Source organism: Georgenia muralis (genome assembly GCF_003814705.1).
Lineage (GTDB): Bacteria > Actinomycetota > Actinomycetes > Actinomycetales > Actinomycetaceae > Georgenia > Georgenia muralis.
On the sequence record NZ_RKRA01000001.1, the window covers coordinates 2,243,895 to 2,258,149 of the forward strand.

The following is a 14,255-nucleotide window of genomic DNA, read 5'->3' on the forward strand; positions in this document are numbered from 1 at the left end:
TCACTAGGAGTTAGACATGCCTACCCCCTCCAAGGGTCCCCGTCTGGGTGGCAGCGCGGCGCACGAGCGGCTCATGCTGGCCAACCTGGCCACCGCGCTGTTCGAGCACAAGAAGATCACGACCACGGCGCACCGGGCCAAGCGTCTGCAGCCCGTGGCGGAGAAGCTCATCACGCTGGCCAAGCGCGGTGACCTCCACGCCCGCCGCAAGGTCATGACCACCGTGCGCCGCAAGGACATCGTGGCCGAGCTCTTCGAGACTACCGCCCCGAAGTTCGCCGAGCGCAACGGCGGCTACACCCGCATCACGCAGGTGGCGCCCCGCAAGGGCGACAACGCCCCCATGGCCGTGATCGAGCTCGTCCTCGAGCCCGTGAGCCCCAAGCAGGCCACGGTCCGCGAGGCCGAGAAGGCCACCGCCCGCGCGGCCGCCGCCCCGGCTCCCGAGACCGCCGAGGTCGAGGAGACCACCGCGGCCGCCGTCGAGGCCGAGGCACCCGGCGAGCAGGGCTCCGCCACCGAGGGCGTCGAGGGCTCGACCACCGTCGAGGCCGAGCAGGCCGGCGCCGAGACCGCGGCCGCCCAGGCCACGGACGAGGCCACCGACGCCCAGGCCGGCGCGGCCGAGGGCTCGGCCGACCCGCGCGCCTGACGCACGACGCACCATCGACGAAGGTCCGGTCCCCTCGGGGGCCGGGCCTTCGTGCGTGGCAGGCTGGGACGATGACGACCGTCCTCCTCGTCCACGGCATCCGCACGTCCGCGACGATGTGGCGGCGTCAGGTGGGCGCCCTCGAGGCGGCCGGGGTGCAGGCGCTGGCCCCCGACCTGCCCGGACACGGCACGCGCCGGGAGGAGGAGTTCACCGTCGCCGGCGCGATGGCGACCCTCACCGCCGCGGCGCAGGTCCCCGGCCCGCTCGTGGTGGCGGGCCTGTCCCTCGGGGGCTACCTCGCGATCCACTGGGCGGCGACGGCGGAGCGACCCCCGGACGGGGTCGTCGCGGCATCGTGCAGCACCGTGCCGCGCGGGCCGGGCCTCACGGGGTACCGGGCCCTGGCCCGTCTCGTGGCCCGGCTGCCGGACCGCGGGGCGGGCCTCGGCGACGCGATGGCCCGACGGTTCCTGCCGCCGGAGGCCGTGACGGACGTCGGCGCGGGCGGGATCGCCCTGGAGGTCATGGACGCCGCCCTGGCCGGGGTCGCCGGGCTGGACCCGCTCGCCGAGCTCGCCGCGATCACCGCACCGGTGTGGATCGTCAACGGACGCCTCGACCACTTCCGGCTCCACGAGCGGCGCTACCTGCGCGCGTGCCGCGACGGCCGGCTCGTGCACGTCCCCGGTGCCACCCACCTGGTCGCCCTCACCGACCCCGTGCCGTTCACCCGGGTGCTCCTCGAGGCCGCGGCCGTCGCCGACGCCCGGGCGGGCAGCGAGGCGACCCGCTAGCCCTCGAGGGGGCGGGGGGCGCCGGCACGGGGGAGCTGGAGCTCCCACGCGCGCACCCCGCCGACGATCCCGGCGCTGTTGGGCACGACGACGACGTCGTCGCCGAGCCGGCCCAGCACGGCGGCGGAGATGCGCCGGGAGTTGCCCCCGCCGACGTAGAGCCGGTCCCACAGGTACATCGGGCGGAGCGCCTCGATGACGTTGCGGACCCGCCGCGACCACATCGCGTCGCCGAGCCGCAGGCGCTCGTGCTCGCCGATGTAGTCGTCGTAGGTCAGGCCCCACTTCACCGGGCCCTGGCTGAGCTCGACGTGGGGGGCCAGCGCGCCCCCGTCGAAGACGGCGTTCCCGAGCCCGGTGCCCAGCGTGAGGATCATCTCCAGACCGGCGCCGGCCACGACCCCCGCCCCGTGGACCTCGGCGTCGTTGAGGACGAGCGTCGGCAGCCCGAGTGCCTCCTCCACGGCCGAGCGCATGTCGAACCCGGACCAGTGGAGGACGAGCTCGGGCAGCACCCGTGTGCGCGGCCCCGCCTTGGTGACGTAGTGCGGCGTCGCCACCACGACGCCGTGGCGCAGCATCCCGGGCATCCCCACGGTCACCCTGTCGGCGGCCGGCAGCTGCTCGGCGAGGGAGGAGATGACCGAGACCAGACGGGAGGGCGGCAACGGGTACGGCGTGCTCGCCCGGACGGGCTGGGCGTGCATGGTCCCCGCGGCGTCCAGGACGGAGGCCTTGATGCCGCCGCCGCCGCAGTCCACCGCCAGGGTGGTCAGAGAGGGCTCCACGAGGTGACCGTACCGGAGCGGACCTCGCGCCGGTCGTCGGGGAGCCGCCGGGTGATGCCGAGCCGGTCCAGGTGCTCGAGCAGGGGGAGTGCGACGCGGCGGGTCGTGCCCAGCGCCTCCCGCGCCTGCGCCGCGGTGAACGGCTGGGGCAGGCTTGCCAGCCGCCCCGCGGCGGTGGCCGCCGCGTCGGGGAGCAGGACGAGGCCCGGCGCGGGCCGCAGGAGGAGGCCGGCGCGGGCAGCCGCGGCGAGGGCCCGGTCGTCCAGGCCGAGCTCCCTCAGCCGGTCGGCGGTGGGCGCCGCGAACGGCTCGACCCGCAGGTCCTCCCGGACCCGGCCGACCGCCTCCGCGACCGCGGCGGGCAGCCCCGCGCCGAGGGTGACCCGGCCGGCGGCGAGGACGAGCGGCGGCCCGACCACGGCGCGGGCCACCTCGGGCGAGGGCAGCCCGAGCCGCTCCGCGAGGGCGGGCAGCGCCATCCCGGGGTCGAGCGGGTGGGCCCGGTCGTGCTCGGCGACCACGGACCTGGCCGCCGAGCCCGCCGCGGCCGCCCGCTCGGCGGACATCAGCCACCCGTCCGCCGGGACGCCCGCCTCGCCGGGAACCCCGATGCGGCGGAGGAGCTCACGCTCCACCAGCCCGCGGCGTCGGACCTCGGCCGTGGCGTCGGGGCGCCCGGTCGCCGCGGCGAGGGTCTCGGCCCGCCGGCCGGCGTCGCCGCGCCGCGCGAGGGCGGGCGGGGCCGGGTCGAGGACCACGACGCCCCACAGCTCGCGGCTGCCGGGGTCGCGCAGGACGGCCCGGTCGCCGACCCGCAGCGGCAGGGCGCGGTCGAGGGTGAGCCGGGCGAGGCCCGCGCCGAGGGGGCGGTGGTGGACGGCGAGGTCCGCCGCCCCCACGTGCAGGACGGGACGCTCGGGCGGGCGCTCGCGAGTGCCGGCGGCGGCCGTGAGACGGACGTCGACGACCGTGGTGTGGTGGAACGCGCCGGGCGTGAGGAGCACCCCGCCGCGGCCCGGGACCGGACCCCCGGCGAGGTTGAGCGCCACGCGGGCGGTGCCGGGGACGGCCTCGACGGCGCGGCCCAGCGACTGCAGCGCACGTACGCGCAGGCTCACGTCCGCACCGGTGGTGAGGGTCTGCCCGACCCGGACCGTCCCGGCCGGCAGGGTCCCGGTGACGACGGTGCCCGCGCCCGCGACCGTGAAGCGACGGTCGACCCACAGCCGGACGTCGGCGTCGGCGTCGGGCACGGGCAGGTCTGCGAGCACCGCGGCGAGCGCGGCCCGCAGCACATCCAGACCGGCACCGGTGCGCGAGCTCACCGCCACGGCGGGCGCGCCGGCGAGGCCGGTGCGCGCGAGGGCCGTCAGGGCGCGTTGCCGCGCCGGGGCCGGGTCGGCCAGGTCCGCGCGGGTGACCGCCACGACGCCGTGGCGCACGCCCAGGGCGTCGAGGGCGGCGAGGTGCTCGGCCGCCTGGGGCATCCACGGGTCGTCTGCGGCCACCACGAGGAGCACCGCCGGGACGGGGCCGACCCCGGCGAGCGTCGTCGTGAGGAACCGCTCGTGGCCGGGCACGTCGACGAACGCGACCTCCCCGGCCCCCGGGAGGGTGGTCCACGCGTGCCCGAGCTCGATGGTCAGGCCGCGGCGCCGCTCCTCCGCGAGCCGGTCCGGGTCGGTCCCGGTCAGCGCCCGGACGAGCGCGGACTTGCCATGGTCGACGTGCCCGGCGGTGGCGACGACGTGCATCAGCGGCCCCCCGCCGCCGCCCGCACCGCCTCGACGAGGGCGGGGTCGTCCTCCGGCGGGACGGCGAGGAGGTCCAGGAGCAGGGCGCCGCGCTCGACGTGCCCGACGACGGGGCGCACCCCCGCGCGCAGCGGCCCGGCGAGCGCCACGGGCAGCGTGACGGCCGCGCTGGCCAGCTCCACCCCGGGCGCGCCCCCGCCGCCGACCGCCGCGACCGAGCGGGCCGCCGTGGCCGCGACGACGCCGGCGAGGGCCGCGGCCACCGACCGGGCCCGGGCGAGCAGCGCGTCCGCGTCGGCGGCCAGGGCGAGCGCCACCGGGGGCGGCGGGCCGGTCAGGGTCGCCTCCAGCGCGGCGAGGGTGAGCTTGTCGGCCCGCACCGCGCGGGCGAAGGGGTGCCGGCGCAGGCGGTGGACGAGGTCGGCGCGGCCCAGGAGCAGGCCGCACTGCGGGCCGCCGAGCAGCTTGTCCCCCGACGCCGTGACCACGGCGGCGCCCGCGCGCAGGGCCGTGGCGGCGTCCGGCTCGGCCGGCAGCCGGGGGTGGGGGGACAGGAGCCCCGAACCGATGTCGGCGACCACCGGGACGGGCAGGCCCGCGAGGTCGGCCACGGCGACCGAGGAGGTGAAGCCCGACACGACGAAGTTGGACGGGTGGACCTTCAGGACGAAGGCGGTCCGGTCGTCGACGGCGTCGGCGTAGTCCTGCGTGCGCACCCGGTTGGTGGTGCCCACCTCGCGCAGCTGCGCCCCGACGGACTCGAGCAGCTCGGGGATGCGGAAGCCGTCGCCGATCTCGACCATCTCCCCCCGGGCCACGACCACGGTGCGCCCGGCCGCCAGGGCGAGCGCGACCAGGGCCAGGGCCGCCGCGCCGTTGTTGACGACGTGCACCCCGCCGGCGTCGGGCACCGCGGCGGCGAGCGCGGTCAGGGCGCCGCGGCCGCGCGGTCCGCGCCGGCCCGTGGCCAGGTCCAGCTCGACGTCGGTGGGCCCGGCCGCGACGGCCAGCGCCCGGACCGCGGCGGCGGACAGCGGTGCACGGCCGAGGTTGGTGTGGACCAGGACCCCGGTCGCGTTGATGACCGGCCGCAGCGACGTGGCCGCCACGGGCAGGGCGTCGACGACGGCGTCGACGACGTCACCGGGGGCCAGCTCGCCGCGCCGGCACCGCTCCAGGGTGTCGGTCACCACCTCCTTGACCGTGGTGCGGCCGAGCTCCGCCCCGGCGCGGGCCAGGCGCGGGTCGGCGAGCACGGCGTCGGTGCGCGGCACGGCGCGCCGTGGGTCACTCACGCGCACCTCCATCGTCCGGCGGAGGCGGACGGGAATCGAACCCGCCTGACCGGGATCCCCGGTCACTACGGTTTTGAGGACCGCGCCCGTCACCAGACGAGGTACGCCTCCGCGGCACACCCTAGTCCGAGAGTGCTGTGCCATCGCCAGCCGTGGCGGCGGCGGTGCCGTGGACACCGGGCCCGGGTGTGCCTAGAGTCCGACGGGTGAGCGCCGGAGCCCCGCTGCGTCTGACGCAGCACGCCGCCGGGGGCGGGTGCGCGTGCAAGGTGCCCCCGGGCGAGCTCGAGGCACTCCTCGGCGGACTCGTCAACGGTCAGGGCCGCCGCGGCGCCGCCGGCCCGGACGGCGCACTGCCCGAGCTCATGGTGGGACCGGAGCACGGTGACGACGCCGCCGTGGTCCGCATCGAGGGCGGACGGGCGATCATCGCCACGGCCGACTTCTTCACCCCCGTCGTCGACGACCCGTACGACTGGGGCCGCATCGCCGCGACGAACGCGCTGTCCGACGTCTACGCCATGGGCGGGACACCCCTGGTGGCGGTGAACCTGCTCTCCTGGCCACGCGGCAGGATCCCCCTCGAGGTCGCCGCCGAGGTCCTGCGGGGCGGCTCCGACGTGTGCGCCGCCGCCGGCACCTACCTCGGCGGGGGGCACAGCATCGACGACCCCGAGCCGAAGTACGGCCAGGCCGTCACCGGTCTGGCCGACGCCGACAAGCTCCTGCGCAACGACGCCGGGCTCGCCGGCACGCCGCTGACCCTCACCAAGCCCCTCGGCCTGGGAGTGCTCAACAACCGCCACAAGGCCACCGGGGAGCGGTTCGACGAGGCGGTGTCGGTCATGACCACCCTCAACCGTGACGCCGCCCACGCCGCGCTGGCCGGGGGCGCCCGGTGCGCGACCGACGTCACCGGGTTCGGCCTGCTCGGCCACCTCCTCAAGCTCGTGCGCGCCAGCGGGGTCTCCGCCGTCGTCGACGCCTCGGCCGTGCCCTACCTCGACGGCGCGCGGCGGTCCCTGGCCGAGGGGTTCGTCCCGGGCGGCTCGCGCCGCAACCTCACCTGGGTGCGTCCGTACCTGACGTCGGACGTCGACGACGACGAGCTGCTCCTCCTCGCCGACGCGCAGACCTCCGGGGGGCTCCTCGTGGCCGGGGAGGTCCCGGGCCACCCGGTCGTCGGTGAGCTCGTGGCGGCGGGCGAGCACGCCATCACGGTGCGCTGACGGGGCGCGCGACGCCGAGGGTTTCGCTACGGTGAGGACGGGAGGAGGCGGGCCGATGGAGACCAGCAAGGTGTTCCTGTCCTGGCCCGTGCTGCGCCAGCTGACCGGCACCGACCCGCTCGGCCGCGGCCCGGCCGTCCGGTCCGCCCGGACCGAGCGCCTCACCGCCCGCACCGAGACCGCCGACCGCGTGGCCCGCAGCGTGTGCCCCTACTGCGCGGTGGGGTGCGGGCAGCGGGTCTACGTCAAGGACGACAAGGTCGTGCAGATCGAGGGCGACCCCGACAGCCCCATCTCCCGCGGCCGGCTGTGCCCCAAGGGCTCGGCCAGCAAGAACCTCGTCACCTCGCCGCTGCGGCTGACCAAGGTCCGCTACCGCCGGCCCTACGGCACCCAGTGGGAGGACCTCGACCTCGACGTCGCGATGGGCATGATCGCCGACCGGGTGGTCGACGCGCGACGCCGGACGTGGCAGGACCGCGACGAGGAGGGCCGGTACGTCCACCGGACCCTGGGGATCGCGAGCCTGGGCGGGGCCACCCTGGACAACGAGGAGAACTACCTCATCAAGAAGCTGTTCACGGCGCTCGGCGCCCTGCAGATCGAGAACCAGGCCCGTATTTGACACTCCGCGACGGTCCCCGGTCTGGGGACCAGCTTCGGTCGCGGCGGCGCCACCGGCTTCCAGCAGGACCTGGTCAACGCGGACTGCATCATCATCCAGGGCTCGAACATGGCCGAGGCCCACCCGGTGGGCTTCCAGTGGGTGGTCGAGGCGAAGGCCCGCGGCGCTCGCGTCATCCACGTCGACCCCCGGTTCACGCGCACGAGCGCGCTCGCCGACACGTACGTGCCCATCCGGGTGGGCTCGGACATCGTCTTCCTCGGCGCGATCGTCAACCACGTGCTGAGCAACGGGCTGGACTTCCGCGAGTACGTCCTGGCCTACACCAACGCCGCGACGATCGTCTCCGAGGACTACCTCGACACCGAGGACCTCGACGGGCTGTTCTCCGGGTTCGACCCGGACACCCGCACGTACGACTCCGCGAGCTGGCAGTACGCCGGGAGCGAGGGGGCCGGCGACGGGGAGGGCGAGGAGGCCCGTGACCGGGCCACCGCCCGGGGCATGGAGCACGAGACCCACGGGATGCAGGTCCCCGCCGAGGTCCAGCGCGACGAGACCCTCCAGCACCCGCGGACCGTCTACCAGATCCTCCGGCGGCACTTCGCCCGGTACACCCCCGAGGTCGTCGAGGAGGTCTGCGGCATCTCCCGCGAGCAGTTCCTCGACGTCGCGAACGCGTGGGCGGCGAGCTCGGGCCGCGAGCGCACCACCGCGCTGGTCTACAGCGTCGGGTGGACCCAGCACAGCGTGGGCGCGCAGTACATCCGCACCGGGGCCATCCTCCAGCTGCTCCTGGGGAACATGGGCCGGCCCGGCGGCGGCATCCTCGCGCTGCGCGGGCACGCCTCCATCCAGGGCTCGACCGACATCCCGACCTTGTTCAACCTCCTCCCGGGCTACCTGCCGATGCCGCGCGCGCAGGACCACCCCGACCTCCAGTCCTGGGTGGGCGAGATGCGGCCCGCCACCGCCAAGGGCTTCTGGAGCATGTCCCGCGCCTACGCGATCAGTCTCCTCAAGGCGTACTGGGGTCCGGCCGCGACCGCGGAGAACGACTTCGCCTACGACTACCTGCCACGCCTGACGGGCGACCACGGGACCTACCGCACGGTCCTGGACATGATCGACGGCAAGGTCAAGGGCTACTTCCTGCTCGGGCAGAACCCCGCCGTCGGCTCCGCGCACGGCAAGGCCCAGCGCCTGGGCATGGCCAACCTCGACTGGCTCGTGGTGCGCGACCTCTACGAGATCGAGAGCGCGACGTTCTGGCGCGACTCCCCGGAGATCGAGACCGGGGAGATCGTCCCCGAGCAGTGCCGCACCGAGGTCTTCCTCATGCCCGCCGCCTCGCACGTGGAGAAGGAGGGCACCTTCACCCAGACCCAGCGCCTGCTGCAGTGGCGGGAGAAGGCGGTCGACCCGGAGGGGGACCGGCGCTCCGAGCTGTGGTTCTTCTACCACCTCGGCCGGCTCGTCCGCGAGCGGCTGGCAGGCTCCACCGAGGACCGCGACCGACCCGTGCTCGACCTCGCCTGGGACTACCCCACCCACGGCGACGAGCCCTCCGCCGAGGCGGTGCTCCGGGAGATCAACGGGTACGAGGTCGCCACCGGACGGCCCCTGTCGACGTTCACCGAGCTGCGCGACGACGGCACGACCGTGGGCGGGTGCTGGATCTACACCGGCGTCCTCGCCGACGGCGTCAACCAGGCCGCCCGCCGCCGGCCCGGCTCGGAGCAGTCCTGGGTCGCGCCGGAGTGGGGCTGGGCCTGGCCGGCGAACCGCCGGATCCTGTACAACCGCGCCTCCGCCGACCCGCAGGGCCGGCCGTGGAGCGAGCGCAAGGCGTACGTGTGGTGGGACGAGGACGCCGGGCGGTGGACCGGGCACGACGTGCCCGACTTCGAGGCGGCCAAGCCGCCGGGCTACCGCCCGCCGCCGGGCGCCACCGGCGTCGAGGCCATCGCCGGCGACGACGCGTTCATCATGCAGGGCGACGGCAAGGGCGCGCTCTTCGTCCCGTCCGGTCTCGTCGACGGCCCGCTGCCCACGCACTACGAGCCGGTGGAGTCCGTCGTCCGCAACGCGCTGTACGGCCAGCAGTCCAACCCCACACGGGTGCAGTACCGGCGCCCGGACAACCCCATGCACCCGCTGGACGACGCCGTCTTCCCGTACGTGTTCACCACGAGCCGGCTCACCGAGCACCACACCGCCGGCGGGATGAGCCGGTTCCTGGAGTACCTCTCCGAGCTCCAGCCGGAGATGTTCGTCGAGGTCTCGCCGCAGCTGGCCGCCGAGCGCGGCCTCGCGCACCTGGGGTGGTGCCACGTGGTCACCGCCCGCGCCGCCGTGGAGGGCAGGGTGCTCGTCACCGAGCGGCTGCGCCCGCTGCGCATCGAGGGCAGGACCGTGCACCAGGTCTGGCTGCCCTACCACTGGGGCAGCGGGGGGCTGGTGACGGGGGACGCGGCGAACGACCTCTTCGGCATCACCCTGGACCCCAACGTGCTCATCCAGGAGACCAAGGCCGGCACGTGCGACGTCCGGGCGGGCCGGCGTCCCCGCGGGCGCGCCCTCCTCCAGCTCGTGGACGACTACCGGCGACGCGCCGGTACCGACGTCGACCGGCCGATCGTCACCGCGTCCCCGTCCGCGGTGACGCGGTCGCACGGGGTGGGCGGGACCGGCGAGCCGGACGACACCGACGGAGGCGACGATGGCCGGTAGGCACTCCTTGTTCGGGCCGATCGACCCGGCGGCCGACGCCGGCTGGGTGGACCCGCCGCCGCGCAAGGGCTTCTTCACCGACACGAGCGTGTGCATCGGCTGCAAGGCCTGCGAGGTCGCCTGCAAGGAGTGGAACCTCCTGCCCGACGACGGCTTCGAGCTGCTCGGCTCCTCCTACGACAACACCGGCGCGCTCGGGTCCACCACCTGGCGGCACGTCGCGTTCGTCGAGCAGGGCGGACGGGCGAGCGTGGACCTGGGGATGCCCGGCCTGGGGCCGCCCGCTCCCGCACCCGCCGCTCCCGCACCGGGTGCGGGAGCGGTGGCGGGCGCACCACCGGGGAGCGAGCCGCCGGTGAGCGCTGCGCCGGCGGAGCGGCCGGACTTCCGCTGGCTCATGTCCTCCGACGTGTGCAAGCACTGCACCCACGCGGCGTGCCTGGACGTGTGCCCGACCGGCTCGCTCTTCCGCACCGAGTTCGGCACCGTCGTCGTCCAGCCCGACGTGTGCAACGGCTGCGGCTACTGCGTGCCGGCCTGCCCGTACGGCGTCATCGAACGGCGTCCCGGACCGGCAGGGGACCCCCTGGCGGGCATCGCCCAGAAGTGCACGCTCTGCTACGACCGGCTGCGCTCGGGCGCCGAGCCGGCGTGCGCCAAGGCCTGCCCGACCGACTCCATCCAGTTCGGCGACGTGGAGGAGCTGCGCGAGCGCGCCGCGGCCCGCCTCGACGTGCTGCGGGCCGCCGGGCAGGACGAGGCCCGGCTCTACGGCGCAGAGCCCGACGACGGCGTCGGCGGGACGGGAGCCTTCTTCCTCCTCCTGGACGAGCCCGAGGTGTACGGCCTGCCCCCGGACCCGGTGGTGACCACCAAGGACCTGCCACACATGTTCAACCGCGCCTCCGCCGCGGCCGTCGCCCTCCTCGCCGGGGCGGCGCTGTCCTTCCTGGGGCGCCGGTGAGCCCGCGCGGCGGCGGTGAGCCCGCCGTGGTCCCCGACGCCGAGTTCACGTCCTACTACGGCCGGCCGGTGGTCAAGCCGGCGCCGTGGGCGGCGGACATCCCCGCCTACATGTTCGCCGGTGGTCTCGCGGCCGGGTCCTCCCTCCTCGCCGCCGGGGCCGACCTCACAAGCCGGCCCGCGCTGCGCCGCAGCGGCCGGGTCACCGCCCTGGCCGCCCTCGGCTTCAGCGCGGCGGCCCTCGTGCACGACCTCGGCCGCCCGTCCCGGTTCCTCAACATGATGCGCACCGTCAAGCTCACGTCGCCGATGTCTGTGGGCACGTGGATCCTCGCCCTGTACGGCCCGCCCGCCGGCCTGGCCGCCGTCGCCGAGCTCGCCGGCGTGCCCGGCGTGCCCCGCCGGCTCGGCCGTGTCCTGGGAGCGCTCGGCCGCCCGGCCGGGCTCGCCGCCGGGCTGCTGGCCCCGCCGGTCGCCGCGTACACGGCGGTTCTGCTCTCGGACACCGCCACGCCGTCCTGGCACGAGGCCTACCGTGAGCTCCCGTTCGTCTTCGTCTCCTCCGCCGCCGCCGCCGCGGGCGGGGCCGCGCTGCTCGCCGTCCCGGCGGCCCAGGCCGGGCCCGCGCGGCGGCTGGCGGTCGGCGGAGCCCTCGCCGAGCTGCTCGCGGAGGCACGGATGGAGCGTTCCATGGGGATGACCGCCGAGCCGCTGCACCAGGGCGGGGCAGGTCGCCTCATGCGGGCCGCCAAGCTGCTCACGGCGGCCGGCGCCGCCCTGACCCTCCTCGCCGGCCGCCGCCGGCCGGTCGCCGCGCTCGCGGGTGCGGCTCTCCTGGCCGGGTCGGCGTGCACCCGTTTCGGCGTCGTCGAGGCGGGCCTGGCCTCGGCCCGCGACCCGCGCTACACCGTCGTCCCGCAGCGGCGGCGCCTGGCTCAGGCCGCGACCCGGTCGCCGCGGGCGTAGACGTTGGCGCTGTCCCCGCGGCTGAAGGCGACGAGGGTCAGCCCGGCCTCCACCGCGAGCTCGACGGCCAGCGTGGACGGCGCGCTCACCGCGGCCAGGAGCGGCACCCCCGCCATGCACGCCTTCTGCACCAGCTCGAACGAGGCGCGGCCGGAGACCTGCAGCAGGTGCCCGGTGAGCGGCAGCCGACCCTCCCGCAGGGCCCAGCCGAGGACCTTGTCCACGGCGTTGTGGCGGCCCACGTCCTCGCGCAGGCAGACCAGCCGGGCGACGCCGTCGGACCCGAGGACGAAGAGGCCCGCCGCGTGGACGCCACCGGTACGGGCGAAGACCCGCTGCCCCTCGCGCAGCCGGTCGGGCAGGGCGAGCAGCTCGGCGAGGCCGACCCGCAGGCCGTCGGCGGCGACGTCGAACCGCGACGTGCGCGAGACCGCCTCGATCGACGACGTGCCGCAGATCCCGCACGAGCTCGAGGTGTACACGTGCCGCTCGAGGGAGGGGTCGGGCGCCGTGACCCCGGCGGCCAGGGTCACGTCGACGACGTTGTAGCTCGCCCGGCCGTCGGCGTCCACGCCGGGACCGTAGGCGATCGAGGCGAGGTCCTCCCGGCGCCCGACCACCCCCTCGGAGACGAGGAAGCCCGCGACCAGGTCGAAGTCCGCACCGGGCGTGCGCATCGTCACCGCGTACGGCGAGCCGCCCACCCGGATCTCCAGCGGCTCCTCGCCGGCCACCGTGTCCGCGCGGCGCCGGCGCGAGCCGTCCGCGCCCAGCCGCTCGACGGGGTGCAGCCTCGTCACCCGCACGCTGCTCCCTCCGACGGTCCTGCGTGGAGGCTAGCGGGCCGGGCGCGGGTCGGTAACCTCGGGCCGTGGATGGAGAGCCGGGCCCGGAGCCCGCCAGGGCCGACGTCGGGGAGCGGGGCGACGGCGAGCGAGCCGCCCGGGAGGGGGGCACCGTCCGGGTGCGTCTCGACCTCGCCTACGACGGCACGGCCTTCGCGGGCTGGGCCACCCAGCCGGGCCTGCGGACCGTCCAGGGCGTGCTCGAGGAGGCCCTCACCACCGTCCTGCGTCTGGACCGCCCGGCGCGGCTCACCGTTGCCGGCCGCACCGACGCCGGGGTGCACGCCCGGGGGCAGGTGGCCCACGTCGACGTCCCGCCGGCGGCCTGGCAGGCACTGCCCGGCCGGGGTGACCGCCCGCCGGGCGAGGCCCTCGTGGCGCGCCTCGCGGGCGTCCTCGGGCGCGGCGGGACGCCGCGCGGCGCCGCCGACGTCGTCGTGCGCCGCGCGAGCCTCGCCCCCGCCGGGTTCGACGCCCGCTTCGGTGCGCTCTGGCGCCGCTACGCCTACCGCATCGCGGACGGCGTGGCGGGCCGGGACCCCCTGCGGCGGGCCGAGGTGCTCTGGCACCCCCGCCCGCTCGACGCAGCGGCGATGGACGAGGCCGCCGGCCGGCTGGTCGGCGAGCACGACTTCGCGGCGTACTGCCGGCCCCGGGAGGGGGCGACGACCATCCGCACCCTGCAGGCGTTCGGGTTCCACCGGGTCGGCGCCGGGGGCGCCGAGGGCCGGGTGCGCGAGGGGGGCGGGCCGGACGAGGACCTCGTCGTCGCCACCGTGCGCGCCGACGCGTTCTGCCACTCGATGGTGCGCGCCCTCGTGGGGGCGTGCCTGGCGGTGGGGGAGGGACGGCGCGACCCGGGCTGGCCGGCCGAGGTCCTCGCGGCCGGTCGCCGCGACCCCGGCGTCACCGTCGCCGCCGCGCACGGCCTCACGCTGGAGGAGGTCGCCTACCCGCCCGACGCCGGGCTGGCGGCCCGGGTGGCGGAGGCGCGGAACGTGCGCCGCCTGATGCTGCCCCGCTGACGCGCACGGGGCGGCTCGGCGGCGGTCAGGGCCGTTCACGGCTCCCGCGGCGGCTCACGGCCGGTCGGGGTCGATCGTCCCGCCCTCGTCGACGGCGCCCTCGTCCTCCAGGTGCATGGCGGCCTCCTCGGGCATGAAGCGGGCGCCGTCGACACCGACGTCCTCGGCCAGGACGTCCTGGGTCTCCCCGGGCAGGTCCTCGGGGCCGTCGTCGTCCGGCTCGGCGACGAGGCGTCCCACGGTGGTGTCGGTGGCTCCGTCGGGAGCCGTCTCACCGCTCAGCCCGGGTCCCGCCAGGGGGGAGGCGTCGGCCCCGGGCTGGTCCTCCCAGACCTCGGGCTCCTCGCGCGCGAGGCGGTCGTCGAGGTCCTCACCCTCGCGCTGGCCGGACTCGGTGAGGTCCAGGCCCGCGAGGGGGTCGTCGTCGGGTGCGGTGAGGCCCTCGTCGAGGACGTCGCCCGAGGGGCTGTCGAGGAGCATGTCCTCCTCGCCGGGCTGCCAGGACTCGTCGGAGAGGAACTGGTCGTCACCGGGGCTGCCGGTGGGAAGGCTGGGTGTGCTCATGCCGCCAGCGTGCCACCGG

Annotated in this window: 12 protein-coding genes and 1 tRNA gene; 7 read left to right on the forward strand and 6 right to left on the reverse strand. The window is 76.4% G+C overall.

What is annotated here, in order from left to right:
• Window positions 1–16: 16 nt before the first annotated feature.
• Both rplQ and EDD32_RS10055 read left to right on the forward strand, forming a co-directional pair.
• Window positions 17–652, forward strand: a complete 636-nt coding sequence (rplQ, locus tag EDD32_RS10050; protein WP_123917133.1) for a 50S ribosomal protein L17 — start codon at window positions 17–19, stop codon at window positions 650–652.
• 71 nt (window positions 653–723) lie between these two features.
• Window positions 724–1,449, forward strand: coding sequence for an alpha/beta fold hydrolase (locus tag EDD32_RS10055; RefSeq protein ID WP_123917135.1), 726 nt, complete (start codon window positions 724–726; stop codon window positions 1,447–1,449).
• On the opposite strand, the gene EDD32_RS10060 is transcribed toward EDD32_RS10055, so the two are convergent.
• The 4 genes from EDD32_RS10060 to EDD32_RS18815 form a co-directional block, all read right to left on the reverse strand.
• Window positions 1,446–2,237 carry an ROK family protein gene (locus tag EDD32_RS10060; protein ID WP_211338790.1) on the reverse strand — a complete coding sequence of 264 codons (792 nt, stop codon included), beginning with the start codon at window positions 2,235–2,237 and terminating at the stop codon, window positions 1,446–1,448. The genes EDD32_RS10055 and EDD32_RS10060 overlap by 4 nt on opposite strands.
• Window positions 2,222–3,991 (reverse strand): SelB domain-containing protein, encoded by a 1,770-nt coding sequence (locus EDD32_RS10065; protein WP_123917137.1) that lies wholly within the window; start codon window positions 3,989–3,991, stop codon window positions 2,222–2,224. The genes EDD32_RS10060 and EDD32_RS10065 overlap by 16 nt, the downstream gene beginning before the upstream one ends.
• On the reverse strand, window positions 3,991–5,286 hold the full coding sequence (selA, locus tag EDD32_RS10070) for an L-seryl-tRNA(Sec) selenium transferase (RefSeq protein ID WP_123917139.1): 1,296 nt from the start codon (window positions 5,284–5,286) through the stop codon (window positions 3,991–3,993). The genes EDD32_RS10065 and selA overlap by 1 nt, the downstream gene beginning before the upstream one ends.
• A 19-nt stretch (window positions 5,287–5,305) precedes the next feature.
• Window positions 5,306–5,397: transfer RNA gene (locus EDD32_RS18815), tRNA-Sec, on the reverse strand.
• A gap of 95 nt (window positions 5,398–5,492) precedes the next feature.
• Here EDD32_RS18815 and selD point away from each other — a divergent pair.
• From selD to nrfD, 4 genes are read left to right on the forward strand one after another with little or no spacing between them, the layout of a single operon-like run.
• The gene (gene selD / locus EDD32_RS10075; protein WP_123917141.1) at window positions 5,493–6,515 is read left to right on the forward strand and encodes a selenide, water dikinase SelD; all 1,023 of its coding nucleotides are present in this window, start codon (window positions 5,493–5,495) and stop codon (window positions 6,513–6,515) included.
• A gap of 55 nt (window positions 6,516–6,570) precedes the next feature.
• A complete protein-coding gene (fdh, locus tag EDD32_RS10085; RefSeq protein WP_246006074.1) occupies window positions 6,571–9,873 on the forward strand; it encodes a formate dehydrogenase in 3,303 nt (1,100 codons plus the stop codon).
• Complete coding sequence (locus EDD32_RS10090) at window positions 9,863–10,837, forward strand: 4Fe-4S dicluster domain-containing protein (RefSeq protein WP_123917147.1); 975 nt, start codon at window positions 9,863–9,865, stop codon at window positions 10,835–10,837. The genes fdh and EDD32_RS10090 overlap by 11 nt, the downstream gene beginning before the upstream one ends.
• A complete protein-coding gene (nrfD, locus tag EDD32_RS10095; RefSeq protein WP_211338793.1) occupies window positions 10,834–11,802 on the forward strand; it encodes an NrfD/PsrC family molybdoenzyme membrane anchor subunit in 969 nt (322 codons plus the stop codon). The genes EDD32_RS10090 and nrfD overlap by 4 nt, the downstream gene beginning before the upstream one ends.
• Here the strand turns inward: nrfD and fdhD are convergent.
• Window positions 11,772–12,608 carry a formate dehydrogenase accessory sulfurtransferase FdhD gene (fdhD, locus tag EDD32_RS10100; protein ID WP_123917149.1) on the reverse strand — a complete coding sequence of 279 codons (837 nt, stop codon included), beginning with the start codon at window positions 12,606–12,608 and terminating at the stop codon, window positions 11,772–11,774. The genes nrfD and fdhD overlap by 31 nt on opposite strands.
• A gap of 65 nt (window positions 12,609–12,673) precedes the next feature.
• On the opposite strand from fdhD, the gene EDD32_RS10105 reads away from it, so the two are divergent.
• Window positions 12,674–13,672, forward strand: a complete 999-nt coding sequence (locus EDD32_RS10105; RefSeq protein ID WP_123917151.1) for a tRNA pseudouridine synthase A — start codon at window positions 12,674–12,676, stop codon at window positions 13,670–13,672.
• A gap of 54 nt (window positions 13,673–13,726) precedes the next feature.
• Here EDD32_RS10105 and EDD32_RS10110 read toward each other — a convergent pair whose 3' ends face one another.
• Window positions 13,727–14,236, reverse strand: a complete 510-nt coding sequence (locus EDD32_RS10110) for a DUF5709 domain-containing protein (protein ID WP_123917153.1) — start codon at window positions 14,234–14,236, stop codon at window positions 13,727–13,729.
• Window positions 14,237–14,255: the final 19 nt, after the last annotated feature.

Bases quoted from the DNA above. Each gene is read 5' to 3' on its own strand.
- EDD32_RS10065 (WP_123917137.1), bottom strand. From the start codon at position 3,991: ATGCACGTCGTCGCCACCGCCGGGCACGTCGACCATGGCAAGTCCGCG.
- EDD32_RS10055 (WP_123917135.1), top strand. From the start codon at position 724: ATGACGACCGTCCTCCTCGTCCACGGCATCCGCACGTCCGCGACGATG.
- EDD32_RS10110 (WP_123917153.1), bottom strand. From the start codon at position 14,236: ATGAGCACACCCAGCCTTCCCACCGGCAGCCCCGGTGACGACCAGTTC.
- EDD32_RS10090 (WP_123917147.1), top strand. From the start codon at position 9,863: ATGGCCGGTAGGCACTCCTTGTTCGGGCCGATCGACCCGGCGGCCGAC.
- rplQ (WP_123917133.1), top strand. From the start codon at position 17: ATGCCTACCCCCTCCAAGGGTCCCCGTCTGGGTGGCAGCGCGGCGCAC.